Source organism: Pseudoxanthobacter sp. M-2, from assembly GCF_046156265.1.
In the GTDB taxonomy this organism is placed as follows: Bacteria; Pseudomonadota; Alphaproteobacteria; order Rhizobiales; family Segnochrobactraceae; genus CAMDHY01.
In genome coordinates, this window is the sequence record NZ_JAWDIR010000011.1 from 791,107 (window position 1) to 813,560 (window position 22,454).

Sequence of the window (22,454 nt, forward strand, 5' to 3'; positions counted from 1 at the left end):
CCTGCCACGCGCGACGCCGGTCGGCGAGTGCGGCGCCCTTGTGCCGCACGGGCGATCTCGCGGCTGTGATCGACGTCACGCCGTGGCGGTGTGTTCAGGTTCAGGAGCCGGGGAGGGCGAAGAGATCGGCCAGCACGCCATGGGCGCCGCGCCGTCGGTCCGCGGCCGGGCCGTCATAGACGACGAGCAGGTGCGCGACGCTGGAGCCGGGCAATCTCAGCATCGTCATGCCCTCGGCGTGATCGTCGCCATCGCCGAACGGGAGGTCGCCGAGATAGGCGACGTCCTCGCCCCCGTAGACGCCGGCGGCCCGCGGGGCGCTGCTCGATGCCGCCTGGCGCCAGCGATAGATCCGCACCGGCCCGTCGAGGTCCATGGTCGGGCCGGCGAGGATGAGGATGTCGTCCCCGTGCGGCATCAGCGAGCGGATGCCGAGCCCGTCGAGGCCGAGGAAGTGCTTGCGGTAGACGGCGCCGTCTTCTCCGACCGGAGCAAGCGCGAGAGAGCCCCGCTTGCCCTCCGCGACGGCGATCTCGAGGACGGTCGCGTGCCCACGCAGCACGGGGCCGCGCAGGCCGAGGAAGATGCGATCGTCCAGCACGACGATGCCCTCGACGTCGAAGCCGTTCTCCTTGGCCGGCACCTCCATGAACGGGCCGAAGTGCTCGTCCGCGCAGACGGCGGCCGACAAGGCGCTGCGGGTGGCCGCCGCCTTCAGATGCTTCTGCTTCTCGGCGATCGACAGTCGTCCCGCACGCAGCTTGCCGCCCTCGTCGGTCTTCACCTTGTCGGCGAGTTGGGCGGCATTGCCGTCGCCCTTCGCGAGCGGGATGCGGCCGAACAGAAAGCGGTTTGCCTCGAGCTTCACGTTGGTCAGCCGGGACAGCGCCGCTTCGGCGTCATCGGCCTTCTTCGGCCGTCGGCGCGCCAGGCTGTGCGACCCGGCGACCCAGAGGTAGCCGTGACGCAGCGCGAGGCCCTCGATGTCGGCCTCCTCGTCGTCGGCACCCGGCAGGCCGAGGCGGTCGCGCAGGGGTACCCTCTCATGGGCAGCGAAGTGCGTGCCCTCGTCCGACAGCGTGAGGCGCTCGACCGTGGCTGTCTCGTCCGAGGCGAGCCAGAGCGTCCGGCCGTCCGCCGACGCAACGACGCACGACAGGTGCTCGCGCGGGGGCTCGCCGTCTCCGTCCGGGGCGCTGAACTCCAGTGCGATCTGGCCGATGCGGGGCAGGGTGCGCCGCGCGGGGGAAGTCACGCGTCGGTCTCCCTCTCGTCAGCGGGGCCGTAACCGCCGCCGGTGGGTGTCACGACCGTCACCGACTCGCCGGCCTCAACGACCGTCTGGTCGCAGCCCTCGAGCTCCTCGATGCGCCCGTTGCGCCGCCGTACCAGCGTGCGGCCGAGTTCGCCCGGCTCGCCGCCGGCGAGCCCGTGCGGACGGACGCGGCGGTGCGACGAGAGGATTGCGCAATCCATCGTCTCGAGGAAGCGGATGGTGCGGCTGGTGCCGTCGCCGGAGCGCCAGCGGCCGCGCCCGCCGGACCCCGCCCGGATATGGAAGTCCTCGAGCAGCACCGGGAAGCGGAACTCCAGGATCTCCGGGTCGGTGAGGCGCGAGTTGGTCATGTGGGTGTGGACCCCGTCGGAGCCGTCGAAGCCCGGGCCGGCGGGCGTGCCGGAGCAGATCGTCTCGTAGTACTGGTAGCGGTCGTTGCCAAAGGTGAGGTTGTTCATCGAGCCCTGGCTCGCCGCCATCGCGCCGAGGGCACCGAAGATCGCGTTGGTCACCTGCTGGCTCGTCTCGACATTGCCGGCCACGACAGCGGCCGGGTAGCGCGGCTTCAGCATGCACCCGTCGGGGATGACGATGCGGATCGGCTTCAGGCAGCCGGCGTTCATCGGGATGTCGCCGTCCACCATGACGCGGAAGCAGTAAAGCACGGCCGCCCGCGTCACCGGCTCGGGGGCGTTGAAGTTGTTCGGCTGCTGCAGGCTCGTGCCGGTGAAGTCGACCGTCGCCTCGCGCCGCTCGCGGTCGACGGTGATGGCGACACGGATGACGGCGCCCTGATCGGTCTCCACCGTGAAGGAGGAATCGTGCAGGGCGTCGAGGACGCGGCGAACGCTCTCCTCGGCGTTGTCCTGGACGTGGTTCATGTAGGCGCGGACGACGTCGATGCCGAACTCCGCCACCATCTTTCCGAGTTCGTGCACCCCGCGCTCGTTCGCCGCCACCTGCGCCCGCAGGTCCGCAAGGTTCTGCTGGACGTTGCGAACCGGGTAACGATGGAGTGTCAGGAGCTCGACGAATTCATCTTCCTTCGCAGTGCCTTGATCGACAATCTTGAAATTGTCGATGAGGACCCCTTCCTCTTCCACCGTCGTCGCGCGGGGAGTCATGGAGCCAGGGGCCGTGCCGCCGATGTCGGCGTGGTGGCCACGGCTCGCCACCCAGAACCGCAGTTCCGTGCCGTCGTCGCCGAAGACGGGTGTGACGACGGTGATGTCGGGCAGGTGGGTGCCGCCGTTATAGGGGGCGTTGAGGGCGAAGACGTCGCCGGGCCGGATGTGCCCCTCGTTCAGCCGGATGATCGTCTCGACCGAGCTGTCCATCGAGCCGAGATGCACCGGCATGTGCGGGGCATTGGCGACGAGCTGGCCTTCGGCGTCGAAGACGGCACAGGAGAAGTCGAGGCGTTCCTTGATGTTCACCGAGTAGGCGGTGTTCTGCAGGGTGACGCCCATCTGCTCGGCGATCGCCATGAAGAGGTTGTTGAAGACCTCCAGCATCACCGGGTCGGCTTCGGTGCCGACGGCGGTGCGTGCCGGCAGCGGCACGACCCGGGTGAGCTCGACGTGGTCGTGGACGGTGATCCGCGCCCGCCAGCCGGGCTCGATGACGATCGTCTGGTGCGGCTCGACGAGCAGCGCCGGACCGTCGATCGTCTGGCCCGGTCGGACGTCCTCGCGACGGTGGAGCGCGGCCTCGTGCCACGCGCCGTCGGTGAAGATCGCCGTGGTGCCAGCCGCTGGTGCGGGGCCTTCGACCGTCGCGTGGACCGGCTCCTCGCGCCCGGCGCCACCGCCGCGGCTCTCCGCCTCGACCGCCTCGGCGAACACCGCGCGGCCGTCGAAGACGAAGCCGAACTGGCGCCTGTGGGCAGCCGCGAACGCTGCCGCCATTGTCTCGGGCTCGGCCAACGGAACGGGGATGGGGGTGTCGGTGCCGGCGTAGCGCAGATGCACCCGGATCTCGGTCTCAACGTCCGACGGCGCGATGCCCTGGCGTTCGAGCTCAATCCCGGTTTCTGCCGCCAGCACGGCCGCCTGGGTGCGGATCTCGGCATGCCCGGCGGCGTCGAGCGGGCGGGCGATGGTGCGCGTCCGGGTGGCGCGTACGTCCGCGAGACCCATGCCGTAGGCCGACAGCACGCCCGATAGCGGGTGCAGGAGCACCCGCGTCATCGCCAGGCGGTCGGCGACGCGGCAGGCGTGCTGGCCTCCGGCGCCGCCGAAGCAGGCAAGCGTGTAGGACGAGACATCGTGGCCGCGGGCAACGGAGATCTTCTTGATCGCATTTGCCATGTTCTCGTTGGCGATGGTGAGGAAGCCCTCGGCGATCTCCTCCGGCGACCGGCCGCCGCCGACTTCGGTGGCGAGTGCCTCGAAGCCGGCGCGGACGGCGTCGGCGTCGAGCGGCTGCGCCTGGTCGGGGCCGAAGATCGCCGGGAACTGCGCCGGCACCAGCTTGCCGACCATGACGTTGGCGTCCGTCACCGTCAGCGGGCCGCCGCGCCGGTAGGCCCGCGGGCCGGGGTCGGCGCCTGCCGAATCCGGGCCGACGCGGAAGCGGCCGGCGTCGAAATGAAGGATGGAGCCGCCGCCGGCGGCCACCGTGTGGATGCGCATCATCGGCGCGCGCAGGCGGACGCCGGCGACCTCGGTATCGAAGGCGCGCTCGTATTCGCCGGCATAGTGGGACACGTCGGTCGAGGTGCCGCCCATGTCGAAGCCGATGACGCGGTCGGCGCCGGCGATCAGCGACGTCTCGACGGCGCCGACGACACCGCCGGCGGGGCCCGACAGGATGGCGTCGCGCCCCTGGAACAGGCTCGCCGCGGTAAGACCGCCGGACGACATCATGAACATCAGCCGCGGTCCGTCACCCGCCGTTCTCCCGTCCGACGCGCCGAGATCGGCGGCGACGCGGTCGACATAGCGGCGCAGGATGGGCGACAGGTAGGCGTCCGCCACGGTGGTGTCGCCGCGGCCAACGAACTTCATCAGCGGCGAGACCTCGTGGCTCGTCGACACCTGCGCGAAGCCGATCGAGCGGGCGAGCGCCGCGACGAGCTTCTCGTGCGCCGGGAAGGCGTAGGCGTGCATGAAGACGATGGCGACCGAGCGGATGCCGGTCGCGAACGCCCGTTCGAGATCGTGCCGGACGAGCGTCAGGTCGGGCGCGTGCTCGACGGAGCCGTCGGCCCGGACCCGCTCGGCCACCTCGACGACGCTCTCGTAGAGCATCTCGGGCTTCACCACGCGCTTGGCGAAAATGTCCGGGCGCGCCTGGTAGCCGATGCGGAGCGCGTCGCGGAAGCCGGAGGTGACGACGAGCAGCGTCCGCTCGCCCTTGCGCTCGAGCAGTGCGTTGGTCGCGACGGTGGTCCCCATCTTGACGGCGTCTATGCGATCGGCGGGGATCGGCGCGTCGGGCGGCACGCCGAGGAAGCGGCGGATGCCTTCCAGCGCGGCGTCCGCATAGGCTTCCTGGTTCTCCGAGAGCAGCTTGGCGGCATCGATGGTGCCATCGGGGCGGCGGGCGACGATGTCGGTGAACGTGCCGCCGCGGTCGATCCAGAAGCTCCAGCGGCCCATGTCGGCCGCCCGAGCATCCACCGTCGGTTCCGGAATGGGCGCGTCTGCGGGATCCGTCGCGGTCATCGGGCCACACTCCGTCCTGCCGTCTGCGATCAGCCCTAGCCTGTCATCGAGAATTTGTCGATAATTTGCGCGAGAGCTCGCCGTGGAGAGGGCGTGCGGCGCGGAGGCAGCGAGAATGACGGACCCAACAGTGGATCGTGGCGTCGTCGGCCCCGTCGTCTCGGCGGCCCATCTCGCCGATGGCCGGTTGCCGCCGCTGTCGGAGCTCGAATTCGCACTGACGATGGCCAACCACGCCTTCCATCGCTGGATGGTGCGGGGCATGGCCGCGGCTGGCGTGCCGGGCCTGTCGCCGCTGGAGGTGCTGGTTCTCCACCAGGTCCACCACCGCGAGCGGCCGAAGACGCTGGCCGACCTCTGCCTGGTGCTCGCGATCGAGGACACCCATACCGTCACCTATGCGCTGAAGAAGCTCGAGGCGCAGGGGCTCGTGCGCTCCGGCCGCCGCGGCAAGGAGAAGACCGTCGCGATCACCGCGGCCGGAGAGGAGGCGAGCCGCGCCTACCGCTCGATCCGCGAGGGTCTGCTCGTCGCCTCGGTGGTAGAGACGGGGCTCGACGCAGCCGAAATGTCGAAGCTCGCCGCGCTTCTCCGCGCTCTCTCGGGCCAGTACGATCAGGCAGCCAGGGCCGCCGCCGCGATGTGAGTCGGCCGGATCGCGGCAAGCGGGGAGGGGCGCTTGATCAGGCTCGGCAGGGAGTGGCCGCTCGGTCTGGTCTGGGTGACGGCCGCCCTGTTCGCCGTGTTCGGCGAGGCATGGCTCGACCGCGCCGTGCCGCTGTGGCTCGGCACGATCTTCTTCCTCTGGCTGTTCGCGGCGATCCTCGCCGGCGCCTTCGGTGTCGTCCGCCACGCCGAGGCGATCGCCCACCGTCTCGGCGAGCCCTACGGCACCCTGGTGCTGACACTGTCGGTGACGGTGATCGAGGTCTCCTTCATCGCCGCCGTCATGATCGGCGGTGGCTCGGCGACGCTGGCGCGCGACACGGTGCTCGCCGTCGTGATGATCACCCTCAACGGCATCGCCGGGCTGTCGCTGTTGCTGGGCGGGCTGCGGCACCGGGAGCAGAGCTACAACTTCGAAAGCGCGCGCGCCTTTCTGGCCGTCATTATCCCGCTGTCGGTGATCGCACTGGTGCTGCCGAACCACACGGTCACGACGCCGGGGCCGACACTGTCGACGGTTCAGGCGGTGATGACGGCGGTGCTGACGCTGCTGCTCTACGGCTGCTTCCTCGGCATCCAGACGGTCCGGCATGCTGCCTATTTCGCGGAGCCGCCACTGGCCGGCCCGGAGGAGCCGACGTCGGCAGACTCACCTCCGGCACGGTCACACGACGAGCCGGAGGCGCTGCCGCTCGGTGCCCACATCGCGCTTCTCGTCATGCTGCTCGTGCCGATCGTCTTCCTGGCCCACGAGTTCTCGCTGTTCGTCGAGCGCGCCGTCGAGGCGGCCGGGGCGCCGCCCGATCTCGTCGGCCTGCTCATCGCCATCCTCGTGCTGACGCCGGAGGGTGCCGGTGCCTTGCGGGCGGCGCTCGCCAATGAGCTCCAGCGCGCCGTCAACATCGGCCTCGGATCGGCGCTGGCGACGATCGGACTGACGGTCCCGGCGGTGCTCGTCGTGGCGCTCATCCTCGGGCAGCAGGTCGAGCTCGGCATCGATCCGCAGGAGCAGGTGCTTCTCATCCTGACGCTGGCAGCCAGTCTGCTCACCTTTTCGAGCGGCCGCACCAACGTCCTGCTCGGTGCCGTCCACCTCGTGCTGTTCCTCGTCTACGTGGTGCTGATCTTCGACCCGTGAGCCTGCCCCGAGCCTTGCCGGCAGATCCGCCCGTTGCCCTTCACGTCGCCCGCCGGGTCGCGGCCGCGCGCGGTTCGGTCTATGAGAGGGGGCCCGGCGAACGCCCGCGCGGGTCGAACGGAGCCTTCCATGCGACGCCGATTGACGGCCGTGACCGCCGCTGCGCTGATCGCCGGTGCCCTCTGCTGCCCCGCACAGGCGCAGGCGCCGGCCGTTGTCGGTGACTGGTCGGTGCTGGCCATCGGCAACGAGGCGATCGCGGCCGAGGCAGGCCTCACCGTCACCTTCACAGTGGATGGCGCGGTCTCCGGCTCCACCGGCTGCAACTCCTTCTCCGGTCGCTACGAGGCGCGCGGAGCGGGCGTGACCATCCTGCCGCTGCGGATGACACGGCGCGGCTGCCCGGAGGTCGAGATGCGGCGCGAGGTGGCGATGATGCGCGCGCTCGGCACCACGCGGCGGGCCGACCAGCGTGTCGAGGGGCGCCTCGCACTCATGGGCGACGGCAACGCCGGAACCGAGCTGTTGCTCGGCCCGCGCGCGCCCTGACGCCAGCACGCCGGCGTCGCAACCCATGACGATCTGGTCCCGCATCGCCCAGGTGCTGCAGGCCGTCGGCGCAGGCAGCGCCGGCCTGCTCGACCGGCTGGTGGCCGCGGTGCTCGGCACCAGCGAGCAGCGGCGCGGCGTCGCCTTCACCGTCGCGGTGGTGGCGCTGTCGGCGAAGATGGCGCGGGTCGACGGCAAGGTGACGAACGACGAGGTCGCCGCCTTCCGCCGCTACTTCTCGGTGGCGCCGGGCGAGGAGCCGTCGGTGCGCCGCCTGTTCGCCCTCGCACAGGCCGACATCGCCGGCTACGAGACCTACGCCCGCCGCATCGGCGCCCTGTTCGCCGACGAGCCAACGGTGCGCGAGGACGTCCTCGAAGGGCTCTTCCTCATCGCCGCCGCGGACGGCTGGCTGCACGAGAGCGAGCTCGTGTTCCTCGAGCGGGTCTCCGAGCTCTTCCAGGTGTCACCGACGGCGTTCCGCCGCATCAAGGCGCACTTCGTGCAGGATCCCGACGATCCGTACGTCGTCCTCGGCATCTCGCCGGACGCCGATCCGGTCACGTTGAAGGCGCGCCACCGCGAACTCGTCCGGTCGCTGCATCCCGACATGCTGATCGCCCGCGGCGTCCCGGCGGAATTCGTGCGCATCGCCAACGACCGCCTCGCCGTCGTCAACGCCGCCTGGGCGCAGATCTCAACAGAGCGAGGACTGTGATGGCGTCGCCCGACGACACCCCGCCGATGATCGACCTGCCGTCGCCGAACCAGGGGCCGCGGGCCGACGGCGTCGCGCCGTCGATCCTGCTCCTGCACTACACGGGGATGCCGTCGGCCGCGGCGGCGTTGGAGCGGCTCTGCGATCCCGTCGCCAAGGTATCGTCCCACTACGTCGTCGACGAGGACGGCACGCTCTACCGGCTCGTCGAGGAGGACCGGCGCGCCCACCATGCCGGCGTCTCCTTCTGGGCGGGCGCCACCGACATCAACTCCGCCTCGATCGGGGTCGAGATCGTCAATCCCGGCCACGAGCACGGCTACCGCGCGTTCCCCGACGCCCAGATCGCGACGGTGACGGCGCTGGCGCGCGGCGTCCTCGCGCGCTGGCACATCCCGCCGCAGCGCGTGCTCGCCCACTCCGACGTCGCGCCCGATCGCAAGCAGGATCCGGGCGAGCTGTTCCCGTGGGACCGCCTCGCGGCCGCCGGCGTCGGGCAATGGGTGGAGCCTGAGGCGATCACGCCCGGCCTCGCGTTCAAGCGGGGCGACGAGGGGCAGCCGGTGGCGGCGCTGCAGGCGATGCTGGCGCATTATGGCTACGGCCTGCCGCTCACCGGCGTCTTCGACCAGCGCACCGAAACCGTCGTGACCGCCTTCCAGCGCCACTTCCGTCCGGCGCGGGTCGACGGCGTCGCCGACCGCTCGACGCTGGTGACGCTGAAGCGGCTGTCGGACGCACTTCCGGCCGTGGCGACCGGCGGCGCGATGCGGGCCTGACGGCACCGCCGGCGGCGTGTATAGGCGCAGCGTGAGAACGCCACCCGCCGCCTTGCCCCCGGCTGCCGCCGCCATCCGCACCACCGTCCTGTCGCTGGCGATCGCCGCGGCGGGCGGCGGCCTCGCGCACCTCGCTGGCCTGCCCGCCGCCTGGCTCGCCGGCTCGGCGGTCGCTGTCTCCGCCGCGGCGATCGCCGGCTTTCCCATCGGTCTGCCGGGGCGCCTTCGCGACGTCGCCTTCGTGCTCCTCGGCGTCTCGATGGGCACCGGCGTGACGCCGCAGGCGCTGGAGCGGGCGATCCACTGGCCGGTCTCGCTGGCGGTGCTGGTGGTGTTCATCGCAGCGGTGATCGCCGCCGGCTTCCTCTACTTCCGCCGCGTCTCCGGCTGGGACCGGGAAAGCGCCTTCTTCGCCGCGATACCGGGCGCGCTGTCCTATGTGCTCGCGCTCGCCGTCACCTCGCGCGCCGACCTGCCGAAGGTGGCGACGGCGCAGAGCATCCGCGTCTTCGCGCTGGTGGCGGTGCTGCCGCTCGTCATCGGCAGCGTCCAGGAGGTGGTGCCGCCGCAACTGCCGCCCGTCGGCGGCCTCGGCGAGATCCTCGCGCTGATCGGCGGCTGCGCGCTCGCCGGCATCCTCGCGGCGAAGGTGCGTGTGCCGGCTGGCCTGCTCACCGGGGCGTTCTTCGCCAGTGCGGCCGCCCACGGCTCCGGGCTCGTCTCGACCGGGCTGCCGTGGTGGCTCACGGTGCCTTCGTTCGTGGCCCTCGGCGTCGTGATCGGGGCACGGTTCGCGGGCACGACACCGCGGACGCTCCTGGCGCTGGCGGGCGCCTCGCTCGGCGGGCTCGCCGTCAGCGTCGCGGTGTCCGTGGTGGCTGCGCTCGCCGTCGTGGCACTGACCGATACCAGCCTCGGTCAGGCGCTGCTCGCCTTCGCGCCGGGGGGCCTCGAGGCGATGATCGTGTTGTCGCTGCTGCTCGGCATCGACCCGGCCTTCGTCGCCACGCACCAACTGGCGCGCTTCGTCATCATCGCCCTGACGCTGCCGCTGGCGGCCCGCCTCGCCGGCATCGGCCGCACGTGACCGCGGCTCAAAGTCTCCGGTGAGTTGAACACTCCGACCACCGTTGCCCGATTCGGGCCGATGCGGCATGGATGGCTGAGCCTCGCCGGGAGCGGCGACCGGCGAGGGGAGAGCAAGCGTACCGCCGTTCGCGGATCTGCGCGCGGCGACCCGGGGAAGGGGAGCATGATGTCGATACCGAAGTGCCTGCTGATTGCGCTCGTCGCCGTTTTGTCCGCGTCTCCCGCCTTCGCCGAGAACGGTCGCACGCAGCGCGACGTCGCGCTCCAGGCCCTTCAGCTCTCCGACGAGGTGGCTCTGAACACCGCGCGCAAGGGGAGCCTTCCGGGTGGTCTGCCGCCCGGCGTCTACCCGAACCGGGAGCGTGACGGACGGGTGGTCTGCGTACGCGAGCGGGTGCAGTCCCCGACGAATCCGGCCCACGTGGAAATCGTCACCGTCTGCGCGCGCTGACCGCCGATACTTGCTGGTTTTTTCGCGATTGCGGTTCGCTCTTCGGCAGAGGGCGGGACTTCCCAGTTGGAACGATGCGCTGCGGGACACGTTTCCCAGCCGACCAACGAAGGAGGACCTGAGATGTCCATCGCCCGGAAATCCGCTGTCGCCGGCCTTGCCGCAGCACTGGCGGTCGCCTCGTTCGTCTCACCGGCGTTCGCGGACCGGTGGCACAACAATCGCGATGCGAAGATCGCAGCCGGGGCTGCGGCCGGCTTCGCCGCCGGCGCGATCGTCGGCGCGGCGGCGTCGCAGCCCGGCTACTACGCGCCTCGCGGCGTGTACGTCGCGCCACGTGGCGCCTACGTCGCCCCTGCGCCGCGCGTCTACTACCGCCCGCCCGCCTATCGCTCCAACTGCGGCGTGCGCAAGGTCAAGGCGTGGGATCCGGTGCAGCGGCGCAATGTGACGGTTCAGAAGACAGTCGTCTGCCGCTGACGCGGCAGAATCGGGCGCTGCGAACGAGGAGCGCCGACGTGAAGTGGGACAGGCCGCCGAGGCGCTCGGCGGCCTGTTTGAGTCACGGCCGAGAGCTGGGCGTTTCAGCCGCCGGCTGCCCGGAAGATGGAGTAGGGAACGAGGGCCGTTTCCCGGACGGTGACGCTGCCGCCGAGAGGCAGACCGAGCGCCGTCCAGACCTCGACCAGAGCCTCGCGCAGGGCCTCGACGAGGGCGTCGTCGTGGAAGGGCGTCGGCGTGATGCGCAGCCGCTCCGTGCCGCGCGGCACCGTCGGGTAGTTGATCGGCTGGATGTAGATGCCGTGCCGCTCCAGCAGGCGGTCGCTCGCCGCCTTGCACAGCTCGGCGTCGCCGACGAACAGCGGCACGATGTGGGTGTCCGACGGCATCACCGGCAGGCCGGCGGCGGCCAGCGCCTCCTTCGTGTGCCGGACCTGGCGGCGCTGTCCGGCGCGCTCGCGCCACGACCCCTTGAGGTGGCGAATCGAGGCCGTCGCCGCAGCGGCGAGAGCCGGTGGCAGTGCCGTGGTGAAGATGAAGCCTGGCGCGTAGGAGCGCACGGCGTCGATGACCGAACGCCGGCCGGCGATATAGCCGCCGAGCACGCCGATGGCCTTCGCCATCGTGCCCTCGATGACGTCGATGCGGTCCATCACGTCGTCGCGCTCGCAGATGCCGGCGCCGCGCGGGCCGTACATGCCGACCGCATGCACCTCGTCGATGTAGGTCATCGCGCCGTATTTCTCGGCGAGGTCGGCGATGCGGGCGATCGGCGCCACGTCGCCGTCCATCGAATAGACCGACTCGAAGACGATCAGCTTCGCCCGCTCGCGGCCGGCCGCCTTCAGCAGCGACTCGAGATGCTCGACGTCGTTGTGGCGAAACAGCTGCTTGGCGGCACCGGAGCTCTTCACGCCGGCGATCATCGAGGCGTGGTTGAGCTGGTCGGAGAGGATCAGGCAGTCCGGCAGCAGACGGGCGATCGTCGAGATCGCCGCCTCGTTGGAGACGAACCCGGACGTGAAGGTGAGAGCGGCTTCCTTGCCGTGCAGGTCGGCAAGCTCGGCCTCGAGCTCGACCAGCGGGTGGTTGGTGCCCGAGATGTTGCGGGTGCCGCCGGCGCCGGCGCCCATCCGGTCGGCGGCCTCCTTGAGGGCGCCGACGACGGCCGGATGCTGGCCCATGCCGAGATAGTCGTTCGAGCACCATACGACGATGTCGCGGGTCTCGCCGTCACGCCGCATCAGAGCGTGCGGAAAGCGCCCGGCGATCCGCTCGATGTCGGCGAAGACGCGGTAGCGCTTCTCGTCCTTCAGCGCCGTCAGCGCCGTCTCGAACACCGAGTTGTAGTTCATTCGTCCGTTTCCACCTGCACGCGGCCGCGCCCGTCTCGACCACACCCCCGCGCCACACCCTTCGACCTGCGCCAAATCTAGCGTCCGACGGCCGGCTTGTCGAAAGCACGCATTGCCGCGCCGTGGCGAGGGCGGAGAATGACCGTCCGGCTGCGGGCGGCATTGCGCTGGATCAGTTCCAGGAAGGAACCGGTGCAGCGACGGACGGACGGGGCGCGTCGGCTCGCCGGAACCGTTGCCCTGCGGCGCCGGCCTGCCATAGTCGGGCGCCACCGCAAGGAGCCGCACCGATGTCCAGCACTGCCCCGTCCCCGATCACGTTCAGCAATCCAGAGGGCATCGCCTGGCCGGGCGGCTATTCGCTCGTCGTCGACGTGCGTGGGCCGGCGCGGCTCATCATGATCGCAGGCCAGATCGGCTTCCGCCCGGACGGCACGATGCCCGCGGACTTCGAGGGGCAGGCGGTCGCCGCCTTCGAAAACGTCAAGCGCGCGCTCGAGGCGGTGGGGGCGAGCTTCACCGACGTCGTCAAGCTCAACAACTACCTCGTCGACATCGCCGGCGACCTCGCCACCTACCGCGCCGTGCGCGACCGCTACGTCAACCTCGCCAACCCGCCCGCCAGCACAACCGTCGCCGTGCCCGCGCTGGCGATCCCGGGTGCGGTCTACGAGGTGGAGGCGATGGCGGTAATCGCCGGGTGAAAGGGCGGTGCCGCGGTGAGCCAACCCGCGTCGCATCTGCCCTTCATCTTCTCCGGCTTGACGCGACTGTAGGTTGCGCTACGGGTTGGTATTCAGCTCGCTGCGGCGGAGGGGAAGCATGCGATTGCCAGTGTGTATCCTAATCTTGGTAATGCTCTCGACTGGCATTGCACGTGGCGATTGGACCACCTCGGTCGAAAAAGACGGCAGCGCTGGGAGCCAGAAGGCGTCGTTGCGTGGGGTGCTATCAACCAGTGCATATATTCTGGGAACATGCACATCTTCTGGTGTTCTGTCGTTTTCCTTTGTTTACAAGGGAAAATCGATTAATGCATCTCCTGGAAAGAAATACAACTTCACCATGAAGACGGACGGCGGCTACGACGTGGGGAGTGACGCCAGATTACGCCGACCAAGTGCTGACACGTTTGTGTTTGTCTCTGAGAGTATGGCGTTCGCCTTGCACATGATCGATGACATTCATGATGCGAAACGATCTGTCCATGTGGAAATATCAAGTGAAGCAGCCGGCGTCCTTGTCGCGGTGAACGGCAATGTGACAGGAGCCAAGGCCGCCGTCACACGCTTCATCACGGCCTGCTCGCTCCCGATCAGGCACGCTACGCTTTTGCCTCTCGCGGACGGGTGACGTCCCGGAGCCATTCAGAACGCCTTGAACGTCACGATCGTCTTGGTGTCCTGGATGCCGTCGATGGTGTGGACCTTCTCGGCGATGAAGTGGCCGATGTCGGCGGTCTCCTCGACATAGATCTTCACCAGCAGGTCGTAGTCGCCGGCCGTCGAGTAGACCTCGGAGGCGATCTCGGCGTCGGCGATGCGGTTGGCGACGTCGTAGGCCTTGCCGAGCTGGCATTTGACCAGAATGAAGAAGGGCTTCATGGGCAACTCCGGCACGCCCCGGAGCGGGGCCGCTGCAATCGATCGGACTGAACCGGAAGCCCGCCCAAGGAGCAAGAGGCAAGGCCCGTCCGGGGAGGGGTGGGGAAAGAGGCGCTTCTGATTTTCACTCGCATCTGTTGCGGACTCTTGCCATCCACCCCCCGACGCGCGCAAAAGAGAGGAAAGGCGGATCGTCCGGGCCGCGGACTTCCAGTGGCTGGACGAGCGCAACGCCCACAGACCCGGAGCCGATCCGATGCCGTCCCCTGCCATGAACGCCGCCGCCGCGTCCTCGTCCGTCGTCGTGCCGATGCCCCGCTCGCTCACCGAGCGCCAGCGCCGGGTCATCGCCCACATGGTGGCGGCCGTCGACAAGGCGGAATCGAGCGACCACCCGTTCTCGTATTTCTACGCGCGGGAGCTGTTCCCCGCCGACTTCTACCGCGACATCCTCGCGAGCCTGCCGGAGAAGTCGGTCTACTCGCCCATCAACATCGAGCGTTGGCGCCGGCCGAACGGCGAGAGCACGCGCGACCGCTTCTTCCTGTCGCGCGAGGCCCTCGACACCCTGCCGCCGGGACTGAAGCAGTTCTGGCGCGAGATGACGGAAATCCTGACCTCGCCGGAGCTGAAGCAGGCGGTCTTCCGCAAGCTCGCCACCGACATCGCGCTGCGCTTCGACACGACGCCTGCGAAGGTCGGCGACATCCAGGCCTGGCCGCGCTGCACGCTCCTGCGTGACACCGAGGGCTACCGCATCAAGCCGCACACCGACGGTCTCGAGAAGATCGTCACGATGCAGATCTATCTGCCGCCTGACGAGAGCCAGCGCGACATCGGCACCGTTCTCTATGAGGAAGACGGCTCGCTCATCGCCAAGCTGACGCGCCGCTCGCTGAAGAAGTTCAAGAAGTTCGAGTTCCTGCCGAACACCGGATACGCCTTTGCGGTCAACAATCGCAAGGGCAAGAAGAGCTGGCACGGCACCGAGACGCTCGCTGGCTCGGTCGGGACGCGCAACACTATCATGAACCTCTACCGCGGCACTTCGGAAGAGGAATATTACTGATCGACGAGGCTGATGGGTGGTTGCTGCCCGTCGGCATGGTCTGAGGTCGGCCGCGACCCGCGGCCGCGCCGACGTGGACGGTCGGCAACATTTTTGCGGATCGGTGTCACACCTCGTCGGTCTGTCTCGTCCTGTCTCCGAACCCGGGCTCATCCGGGCAACGAGAGGACGACGATGACCCCCCGTATCGACCTGTTCAAATCCGCCCCCGACGCCATCAAGGCCATGATGGGCCTCGAGACCTATGTCCGGGCGAGCGGCCTCCCGACATCGCTGATGGAGCTCGTGAAGATGCGGGCCTCGCAGCTGAACGGCTGTGCGTTCTGCCTCGATATGCACGCCCGCGATGCACGCAAGCACGGTGAGAGCGAGCAGCGGCTCTATCTCCTCAGCGCCTGGCGGGAATCGCCGCTCTTCAGCGACAGCGAGCGCGCGGCGCTGGCGTGGACCGAGGCGCTGACGCGTCTCCCGGAGTCAGGCGTGCCCGATGATGTCTACGACGAGCTCACCCGCCACTTCTCGGAGGCCGAGATCGTTCGCCTGTCCATGCTGATCGTCGCGATCAACGGCTGGAACCGGCTCAACGTCGGCGTTCGTGCCGTGCATCCGGTCGAGGAGCGCAGTGCGGCGTGAACGCCACGTTGCCCCCGTCGTCGGCGCCGGCGGATGGCTTCGAGCCGCACCGGCGCCGGCTGCGCGGCCTTGCCTACCGCATGCTGGGCTCGGTCGCCGATGCCGAGGACGTCGTCCAGGACGCGTTCCTCCGCTGGCACGGAGCCGACCGGGCCGCGGTGGACGATGCCGGCGCCTTCCTGTCGCGCGTCGTCACCCGGCTCTGCCTCGACCGGCTGAAGTCGGCGCGGGCGCGGCGGGAGACCTATGTCGGCTCGTGGCTGCCCGAGCCCGTGCTCGAGGCCGATGCCTTCGGCGGCGGAGACGCGGAGGATGCAGCCCTCGACCTGTCGGTCGCGCTGATGCTGGCGCTCGAGCGGCTGTCGCCGCTGGAGCGTGCCGCCTTCCTGCTGCACGACATCTTCGATGCGAGCTTCGACGAGATTGCCGCGACGCTGGGACGATCGCCGGCGACCTGCCGCCAGCTCGCGACCCGCGCCCGCCGCAATGTCCGCTCCGAGCGGCCGCGTTTCCCCGTGCCGACGGAAGAGAGCGAGCGCATCGCGCGCGCCTTCCGCGCGGCCGCCGACAGCGGCGACGCATCGGCGCTCTCGCAGGTGCTGGCCGCCTCCGTCGTGCTCACCGCCGATGGTGGAGGGCGCGCCTCGGCGGTGAAGGATCCGCTCGTCGGCCGCGAGGCGGTGGCGCGCTTCTTCAGCCGGCTCGCCCGCGCGCCGCTCGGACCGGGCGTCGTCCGCGAGGCGCGGATCAACGGCCTGCCGGGCTATGTAACGCGCCACGCGGACGGCACCCTGCAGACCACCGCCTTCGAGATCGAGGACGGCCTGATCACCGCCATCCACGTCGTCCGCAACCCCGACAAGCTCTCGCACGTGCCGCCGCCGTAGAGGTCGACGCGGGTCGCATCGGGGGCGTTGGCCCTGGTTCAGCGCTTTGACATCCGCCTGCCGCCGCGGCTACGGTGCCGCCTCCTCATGGGGGTGCCCGTCCGGGCTGAGAGGTCGTGCGCGACCAACCCCTCGAACCTGAACCGGGTCATTCCGGCGGAGGGAATGGGATGGCTGCTCACCTCGCACAGACACTGTCGAGAACCGCTGGTCCGGGTGGTTCGCCTCTGCCGGCCGGGGCTCGCGCGCGCCGCAGCGTCGACCACTCGGTCTACATTGTCCTGGACCCGTCGGCCTCGAACGGTCGGCCGCTGACCGACATCGCCCGCGCCGCGGTGGCGGGCGGCGCCACCCTCCTGCAGTACCGCGACAAGCACGCATCCACCGGCGAAATGGTCGAGACGACGCGGGCGCTCCTCGCCGTGCTGGCGGGCTCGGGCGTGCCGCTCGTCGTCAATGATCGCATCGACGTGGCGCTCGCCGCCGGCGCCGACGGTGCGCATGTCGGCCAGGACGACATGGCCGTCGCCGACGCGCGCCGGCTGCTCGGTCCCGACGCCATCCTCGGCCTCAGCCTGAACTCCGTCGCCGAGGCAGAGGCGGCCGAACTCGACCTCCTCGACTATGTCTGCGGCCAGTGCGCCTTCGCCACCGGCAGCAAGGCGGACGCACCGCCGCCGATCGGCGTCGCCGGCATTGCCGAGATCGCCGCGACCGTCCGCCGGCGCGTGAGGGCGATGCCCGTCGGCGCCATCTCCGGCATCACCGCGGAAAATGCCGGCGCCGTCATCGCCGCGGGGATGGACGGTGTCGCCGTCATCTCCGCAGTCTGTGCCGCACCCGATCCTGCAGCTGCCACGAGAGCGCTCCGCCGCGCCGTCGATGCTGCCCGTGCCGAGGCCTCCGCATGACTGTTCCGACGACGCCGATCGCGCTCTCCATCGCCGGCACCGACCCGACGGCGGGCGCCGGCCTGCAGGCCGACCTCAAGACCTTCTCTGCCCTCGGTGTCTATGGCGCCACCGTCGTCACCGCGCTGGTGGCCCAGAACACCACCGGCGTGCAGGCGATCCAGGAGATCCCGCCGGCGTTCGTTCGCGCGCAGATGGATTCGGTCTTCTCGGACCTCGCCGTCGCGGCGGTGAAGATCGGCATGCTGTCGCAACCGGCGGTCATCGAGGCGGTGGCCAGCGGGCTGGAGGCCTGGGCCGGGCCGCCCATCGTCCTCGACCCGGTGATGGTGGCAGCCTCGGGCGACCCGCTGATCGCCGACGCGGCGGTGGCGGTGCTGACGCGGCGGCTCTTCCCGATGGCGCTGCTGATCACCCCGAACCTCTTCGAGGCCGCCCGGCTGCTTGGGCGTTCGCCGGCGGTTGACGAGGCCGAGATGGTGGCGCAGGGGACGGCGCTCCTCGATCTCGGGCCGGCGGCCGTGCTGGTCAAGGGCGGCCACGCCACGGGCGACGAATCGGCCGACGTGCTCGTTCAGTCGGGCCGCGATCCGGTCTGGTTCCGGGCGCCGCGGATCGCGACCCGCAACACCCACGGCACCGGCTGCACCCTGTCCTCGGCGATCACGGCCGGGCTCGCCAAGGGCGCCGCCCTGGAGGAGGCCGTGGGCGAGGGCAAGCGCTTCATCGCCGCCGCCATCGCCGCGGCGGACCGGCTGACGATCGGCCGCGGCCACGGCCCCGTGCACCACTTCCATGCGCACTGGCCCGCCTGACAGCCGGGAACCTCGTCACAATCCTGAAATCGGAATCGTGTCTCTCGGCGGCCGAGCGCGCCGGCGAAGTTGTTCCGGACCGCTCGTTCCGCCGAATCTGCCCTCCGGTGGCGGCGGCTGCCAGGTCGGCCGGCGCGAGCAAGGTTCCAGCCATGAGCGACGACGCTCCCACGCGTCTGTGCCGCACCATCTTCCTGTCCGACGTGCATTTGGGGACACGAGGCTGCCAGGCGCACCTGCTGCTCGACTTCCTGCGCCATCATGATGCCGAGACGATCTACCTCGTCGGCGACATCATTGACGGCTGGCGCCTCAGGCGGGCGTGGTACTGGCCGCAGGAACACAACGACGTCGTGCAGAAGCTCTTGCGCAAGGCGCGCAAGGGCGCCCGGGTCGTCTACGTCCCGGGCAATCACGACGAGTTCCTGCGGGATTATCTCGGCACGCATTTCGGCGGCGTCGAGGTTGTCGATTCGACCATCCACGAGACGGCCGACGGCCGACGGCTCCTGGTCATCCACGGCGATCAGTTCGACATCGTCGTCCGACACGCCAAGTGGCTCGCATTCCTCGGGGATTGGGCCTACACTGCCGCCCTCGGAATGAATACCTGGCTCAATGTGGGCCGGCGCAAGATCGGCCTCACCTACTGGTCGCTCTCCGCCTGGGCGAAGCTGAAGGTGAAGAACGCGGTGAACTTCATCGGGAAGTTCGAGGATGCCTTGTCGGCCGAGGCGCGACGGCGGGCCGTCGACGGGGTGGTGTGCGGCCACATCCATCATGCCGCTTTGCACGACCTCGGCGGTGTGAGTTACATCAACACCGGCGACTGGGTGGAGAGCTGCACCGCTGTGATCGAATCCCATGATGGAACGCTTGAGCTCGTCTACTGGGCGAGCTCTTCCCGGAGCCTCGTCCCCGTCGCAGCCCCCGGCGCACGCGCCGCCGCATGAGCCGACTCCTGCTCGTCAGTGACGCCTGGCACCCGCAGATCAACGGCGTCGTCAGGACGCTCGAGCGCACGCTCGAGGAGCTCGAGACGTTCGGTGTCGCCTGCGAGACGCTCACCCCGGCGGACTACAAGACGATCCCCTGTCCGACCTACCCGGAGATCCGGCTGGCGCTGGCCACGCCGTGGTCCGTGTACGGCAGGCTTCGTGATTCTGGCGCCGAGCTCATCCACATCGCGACGGAGGGCCCGCTCGGCGTGCTCGCCCGGCGCTGGTGCGTGCGGAACGGCGTCCGTTTCACGACGAGCTATCACACCCGATTTCCCGAGTACGTCGCGGCCCGCATTCCCGTGCCGCTAGACTGGACGTATGCGTGGATGCGCTATTTCCACGGCGCGGCGGCCGCCTGCATGGTGGCGACGCCGACGCTGGAGCGCGACCTGGCGGCTCGTGGCTTCACCAACCTCGTGCGCTGGAACAGGGGCGTCGACCACAGCCTGTTCAACCCGGATCACCGCCGGGTCCTGGACCTGCCGCGGCCGATCTTCGGCTATGTCGGCCGGGTCGCCATCGAGAAGAACCTCTCGGCCTTCCTCGAGCTCGACCTGCCGGGCTCGAAGGTCGTGGTCGGTGACGGGCCGGCCGTCGCGGATCTGCAGCGCCGCTTCCCGGACGTCGTCTTCACCGGCGCAAAGGTCGGCCGCGAGCTCGCCGAGCATTTCACCTCGCTCGACGTCTTCGTGTTCCCGAGCCTCACCGACACGTTCGGCAATGTCGTCATCGAGGCGCTGGCGAGCGGCGTTCCGGTGGCGGCCTTCCCGGTGATGGGGCCGATCGACGTCATCGGCGACAGCCGCACGGGCGTGCTCGACAACGACCTGCGCAAGGCGGCGCTGGCGGCGCTCGAGATTCCCCGCTCCCGCTGCCGGGCCTATGCGCTGGGCTTCTCGTGGGAGGCTTCGGCCCGCAATTTCCTCGAGAACATGCTGGCGGCGATCGGCCACGAACTGCCCGATCTGCCGCTCAGGGCCGCGGCCGAGTAGACGCGGCCTCGTCCACCGTCTCGACGGTCAGCGCCGTCTGGCGGAGCACCTCGAAAAGCGCCGCCGTCGACAACCCGAACAGCAGGATGCCGCAGCAGGCCGCCATCGGCCCGAGCAGGCGCCATTCGGACGTCGGCAGCACGTCGCCGTAGCCGAGCGTCGTGTAGTTGACGAAGGCGAAGTAGAAGGACGCGTCGCCGTCGGCGGTGACGCCGAGCAGCTTGTAGATCGACGCCCAGACGATGATCTCGAGCATGTGGGCGACGAGCAGGGTGATGGCCGACGGCAGGACCGTACGGACGATACGAAAGAAGCGGTGTCGCGTGGCATCCCGGGCGAGCCGGGGCGAGGCGACGATCACCGCGCTGACCACGGTCGTATGAATGGCGACCGCGATCAGGCACGCGAGCGTGCCGATGAGAACCGGGATCATGCTCACCCCCCGCCGGCCCGACGAGGGCCGCCCGCGTCCGTCGCAACTGCGCCGTCCGCTTCCTATATCGATGCCGGACGCCATTTCACGAAGGATCGCCGATGTCCATCCTCCGCCTCGCCGCCGCCACCGCCTTGTCCCTCTTTCTTGCGTCCCCCGCCCTGGCCCAGGGGCCGGACGAGATCTTCGAGAAGACGACGGTCTGGCGGATGCTCTCGCCAGACGCCAAGCTCGTCGTCTACGGCATCGACGATCCCGCGATCGAGGGCGTCGCCTGCCACTACACGCTGCCTTACATCGGCGGGTACAAGGGCATGTTCGGCCTGGCCGAGGAGGTCTCCGACATCTCGCTCGCCTGCCGTCAGACCGGCCCGATCACGTTCAAGGAGAAGTTCGAGCAGGGCGAGGAGGTGTTCAGCCAGCGACGCTCGCTCGTCTTCAAGCGGATGCAGATCGTGCGCGGCTGCGACACGAAGCGGAACGTGCTGGTCTACCTCGTCTACTCCGACCGCATCATCGAGGGCAGCCCGAAGAACTCGACCTCGTCGGTGCCGATCATGCCCTGGGGCGCCGCGCCGGCGCCGCGCTGCGCCGACTTCGTCGACTGAGAGCGCAGTCGCTCGGGCGGATGCCGGCAAAGTGACAGGGGATATTTTCCCGCTGGCCCGCATGCGCGCTTGAGCGCCCCGGCTGGGTGCTTTACGCAACCCCTCAACCTCCGCCAATGTGCCTAACGTTCGGTTAAGGGCGATGGGCAGGGGCGCCGGATGGGGCGTATGGTGTTGCAGTTTTGGCCCCGGATGCGCGGCGGAACGGTCGTGCTCGTAAGTGCACTGTCGCTGGCCGGCTGCGTCATGGCGCCCTACGGCGAGCGGGTCGAGCCGATCGCCCTCGCGCAGGACCGGATGCTCGGGCCGGAAGCTGCCTTCGTCGCGCCGCCGGTGGGTGGGCCGACCGTCATCGGCGTGATCCAGCGCACCTACCGCAACGCGGTCCGGCAGACGATCATCCTGCAGACCGACGGCAGCGTTTCCGGCGAGAACACGATCGACGTCACCTTCTACGGTCCGCTGAAGGCGCCGCCCGATGCCGGCAACCTGAAGCGGGACACCGGCACCCTGACCGAGATCGGCGCGGAGATGCGGCGCAAGATCCCGCTGCCGATGGCGATCTCGCCGGACTATGCCCAGAACAGCTACGGCCCCTTCGGCTTCGCCTTCGGCGGCAACGCCAACGGCCGCTGCCTCTATGCGTGGCAGCGCATCCACGCCCAGCGCAACATCTTCCAGGAGCCGAGCGCGCGCGGGGAGATCAGTCTCAGGCTGCGGCTCTGCCGCCGCGGCGTGACGGACGCGCAATTGCTGGCGGTGATGTACGGCTTCGCCTTCGTCGCCACCCTTCCCAATCCGAACTGGAACCCCTTCGGCACGCCGCCGCCCGCCGATCCGGAAATCGGCCAGCGCGGCGTATCGATCAATCCGCTGACCGACCAGGCCGCCGCTTCGCGGGCCGCAGCCGCTGCTCCGCCGCCGGTCGGCATTGCCCCCGTCGTCGCGGCGCCGCCACGGACGACACGGCGGCCCGAGGCGACCCAGGCGCCCGTCCGCACGGTGCGGCAGCCCTCCGACCGGCTGCCCACGCCGGTGGCGCAGCCGACGATGGTGCGGCCGTCCAGCCCGACGTCGGCGCCGACCGAACTCGGCATGCCGCCGGCGTTGAGCGAGGCATCGCCCGCCGCTTCGCCGTCGCCGCAGCCGAGCTCGACGGTTCCGCCGGCGCCGGGGGCCGGACAGCAGCCGGTCCGCCAGGTTGTCCCGGCCTCGCCGGCACCGGCGGCACCGGCGCCATCCACCGTCGTCCCGGCCGCCCCGAGGGCGTCGCCGTGATCGCGTCGGCGATGATCTCCGGCGTCCGTCGGC

General features: G+C 69.8%; 24 protein-coding genes and 1 riboswitch. Of the genes, 19 read left to right on the forward strand and 5 right to left on the reverse strand.

Features of this window, described 5'->3' with window-relative positions; all coding sequences use genetic code 11:
• Positions 1 to 100: 100 nt before the first annotated feature.
• Together RUR49_RS08680 and RUR49_RS08685 are read right to left on the reverse strand one after the other, a co-directional pair.
• Complete coding sequence (locus RUR49_RS08680) at positions 101 to 1,255, reverse strand: DUF3616 domain-containing protein (protein ID WP_409145963.1); 1,155 nt, start codon at positions 1,253 to 1,255, stop codon at positions 101 to 103.
• Positions 1,252 to 4,878, reverse strand: a complete 3,627-nt coding sequence (locus tag RUR49_RS08685) for a hydantoinase B/oxoprolinase family protein (protein ID WP_409146363.1) — start codon at positions 4,876 to 4,878, stop codon at positions 1,252 to 1,254. The genes RUR49_RS08680 and RUR49_RS08685 overlap by 4 nt, the downstream gene beginning before the upstream one ends.
• Before the next feature lie 181 nt (positions 4,879 to 5,059).
• On the opposite strand from RUR49_RS08685, the gene RUR49_RS08690 reads away from it, so the two are divergent.
• The 8 genes from RUR49_RS08690 to RUR49_RS08725 all read left to right on the forward strand — a co-directional run bounded on the left by RUR49_RS08690 (position 5,060) and on the right by RUR49_RS08725 (position 10,814).
• On the forward strand, positions 5,060 to 5,590 hold the full coding sequence (locus RUR49_RS08690; RefSeq protein WP_409145964.1) for a winged helix DNA-binding protein: 531 nt from the start codon (positions 5,060 to 5,062) through the stop codon (positions 5,588 to 5,590).
• Positions 5,591 to 5,623: 33 nt separating this feature from the next.
• Positions 5,624 to 6,748 carry a calcium:proton antiporter gene (locus tag RUR49_RS08695; RefSeq protein WP_409145965.1) on the forward strand — a complete coding sequence of 375 codons (1,125 nt, stop codon included), beginning with the start codon at positions 5,624 to 5,626 and terminating at the stop codon, positions 6,746 to 6,748.
• A 129-nt stretch (positions 6,749 to 6,877) separates the two neighbouring features.
• A complete protein-coding gene (locus RUR49_RS08700) occupies positions 6,878 to 7,297 on the forward strand; it encodes an META domain-containing protein (RefSeq protein ID WP_409145966.1) in 420 nt (139 codons plus the stop codon).
• A gap of 25 nt (positions 7,298 to 7,322) precedes the next feature.
• Positions 7,323 to 8,015, forward strand: coding sequence for a TerB family tellurite resistance protein (locus RUR49_RS08705; protein ID WP_409145967.1), 693 nt, complete (start codon positions 7,323 to 7,325; stop codon positions 8,013 to 8,015).
• Positions 8,015 to 8,794: an N-acetylmuramoyl-L-alanine amidase gene (locus RUR49_RS08710; protein ID WP_409145968.1), complete on the forward strand. Its 780-nt coding sequence runs from the start codon at positions 8,015 to 8,017 to the stop codon at positions 8,792 to 8,794. Before RUR49_RS08705 ends, RUR49_RS08710 begins: the two co-directional genes overlap by 1 nt.
• Before the next feature lie 31 nt (positions 8,795 to 8,825).
• On the forward strand, positions 8,826 to 9,881 hold the full coding sequence (locus RUR49_RS08715) for an AbrB family transcriptional regulator (RefSeq protein WP_409145969.1): 1,056 nt from the start codon (positions 8,826 to 8,828) through the stop codon (positions 9,879 to 9,881).
• A gap of 165 nt (positions 9,882 to 10,046) precedes the next feature.
• Positions 10,047 to 10,334 (forward strand): hypothetical protein, encoded by a 288-nt coding sequence (locus tag RUR49_RS08720; protein WP_409145970.1) that lies wholly within the window; start codon positions 10,047 to 10,049, stop codon positions 10,332 to 10,334.
• 123 nt (positions 10,335 to 10,457) lie between these two features.
• On the forward strand, positions 10,458 to 10,814 hold the full coding sequence (locus tag RUR49_RS08725) for a BA14K family protein (RefSeq protein WP_409145971.1): 357 nt from the start codon (positions 10,458 to 10,460) through the stop codon (positions 10,812 to 10,814).
• A gap of 104 nt (positions 10,815 to 10,918) precedes the next feature.
• Here RUR49_RS08725 and hemA read toward each other — a convergent pair whose 3' ends face one another.
• On the reverse strand, positions 10,919 to 12,190 hold the full coding sequence (gene hemA, locus RUR49_RS08730) for a 5-aminolevulinate synthase (RefSeq protein WP_409145972.1): 1,272 nt from the start codon (positions 12,188 to 12,190) through the stop codon (positions 10,919 to 10,921).
• A gap of 290 nt (positions 12,191 to 12,480) precedes the next feature.
• Here hemA and RUR49_RS08735 point away from each other — a divergent pair, with 290 nt between their 5' ends.
• Positions 12,481 to 12,894 carry a Rid family hydrolase gene (locus RUR49_RS08735; RefSeq protein ID WP_409145973.1) on the forward strand — a complete coding sequence of 138 codons (414 nt, stop codon included), beginning with the start codon at positions 12,481 to 12,483 and terminating at the stop codon, positions 12,892 to 12,894.
• Positions 12,895 to 13,012: 118 nt separating this feature from the next.
• Complete coding sequence (locus RUR49_RS08740; protein ID WP_409145974.1) at positions 13,013 to 13,543, forward strand: hypothetical protein; 531 nt, start codon at positions 13,013 to 13,015, stop codon at positions 13,541 to 13,543.
• A gap of 14 nt (positions 13,544 to 13,557) precedes the next feature.
• Here the strand turns inward: RUR49_RS08740 and RUR49_RS08745 are convergent, their stop codons facing one another.
• Positions 13,558 to 13,794 (reverse strand): Lrp/AsnC ligand binding domain-containing protein, encoded by a 237-nt coding sequence (locus RUR49_RS08745; protein WP_409145975.1) that lies wholly within the window; start codon positions 13,792 to 13,794, stop codon positions 13,558 to 13,560.
• A 256-nt stretch (positions 13,795 to 14,050) separates the two neighbouring features.
• Between RUR49_RS08745 and RUR49_RS08750 the strand changes: the two genes are divergently transcribed.
• The 7 genes from RUR49_RS08750 to RUR49_RS08780 all read left to right on the forward strand — a co-directional run bounded on the left by RUR49_RS08750 (position 14,051) and on the right by RUR49_RS08780 (position 20,102).
• Positions 14,051 to 14,863 carry a hypothetical protein gene (locus RUR49_RS08750; RefSeq protein WP_409145976.1) on the forward strand — a complete coding sequence of 271 codons (813 nt, stop codon included), beginning with the start codon at positions 14,051 to 14,053 and terminating at the stop codon, positions 14,861 to 14,863.
• Between the two features lie 174 nt (positions 14,864 to 15,037).
• Entirely contained in the window at positions 15,038 to 15,496 is a 459-nt protein-coding gene (locus tag RUR49_RS08755; RefSeq protein WP_409145977.1) for a carboxymuconolactone decarboxylase family protein, read from the forward strand.
• Positions 15,493 to 16,383 carry a sigma-70 family RNA polymerase sigma factor gene (locus RUR49_RS08760; RefSeq protein ID WP_409145978.1) on the forward strand — a complete coding sequence of 297 codons (891 nt, stop codon included), beginning with the start codon at positions 15,493 to 15,495 and terminating at the stop codon, positions 16,381 to 16,383. Before RUR49_RS08755 ends, RUR49_RS08760 begins: the two co-directional genes overlap by 4 nt.
• Before the next feature lie 79 nt (positions 16,384 to 16,462).
• A riboswitch (TPP riboswitch) is annotated at positions 16,463 to 16,565 on the forward strand.
• On the forward strand, positions 16,554 to 17,294 hold the full coding sequence (gene thiE, locus RUR49_RS08765; RefSeq protein ID WP_409145979.1) for a thiamine phosphate synthase: 741 nt from the start codon (positions 16,554 to 16,556) through the stop codon (positions 17,292 to 17,294). It overlaps the preceding riboswitch by 12 nt.
• A complete protein-coding gene (gene thiD / locus RUR49_RS08770) occupies positions 17,291 to 18,109 on the forward strand; it encodes a bifunctional hydroxymethylpyrimidine kinase/phosphomethylpyrimidine kinase (RefSeq protein WP_409145980.1) in 819 nt (272 codons plus the stop codon). The genes thiE and thiD overlap by 4 nt, the downstream gene beginning before the upstream one ends.
• A gap of 152 nt (positions 18,110 to 18,261) precedes the next feature.
• Positions 18,262 to 19,062, forward strand: coding sequence for a UDP-2,3-diacylglucosamine diphosphatase (locus RUR49_RS08775; protein ID WP_409145981.1), 801 nt, complete (start codon positions 18,262 to 18,264; stop codon positions 19,060 to 19,062).
• Complete coding sequence (locus RUR49_RS08780) at positions 19,059 to 20,102, forward strand: glycosyltransferase family 4 protein (RefSeq protein ID WP_409145982.1); 1,044 nt, start codon at positions 19,059 to 19,061, stop codon at positions 20,100 to 20,102. The genes RUR49_RS08775 and RUR49_RS08780 overlap by 4 nt, the downstream gene beginning before the upstream one ends.
• Here RUR49_RS08780 and RUR49_RS08785 read toward each other — a convergent pair.
• Positions 20,083 to 20,535: a potassium channel family protein gene (locus RUR49_RS08785; protein ID WP_409145983.1), complete on the reverse strand. Its 453-nt coding sequence runs from the start codon at positions 20,533 to 20,535 to the stop codon at positions 20,083 to 20,085. The genes RUR49_RS08780 and RUR49_RS08785 overlap by 20 nt on opposite strands.
• A 101-nt stretch (positions 20,536 to 20,636) precedes the next feature.
• On the opposite strand from RUR49_RS08785, the gene RUR49_RS08790 reads away from it, so the two are divergent.
• A complete protein-coding gene (locus RUR49_RS08790) occupies positions 20,637 to 21,143 on the forward strand; it encodes a CreA family protein (RefSeq protein ID WP_409145984.1) in 507 nt (168 codons plus the stop codon).
• Positions 21,144 to 21,353: 210 nt separating this feature from the next.
• On the forward strand, positions 21,354 to 22,421 hold the full coding sequence (bcsN, locus tag RUR49_RS08795; protein ID WP_409145985.1) for a cellulose biosynthesis protein BcsN: 1,068 nt from the start codon (positions 21,354 to 21,356) through the stop codon (positions 22,419 to 22,421).
• The last annotated feature ends 33 nt before the right edge of the window (positions 22,422 to 22,454 follow it).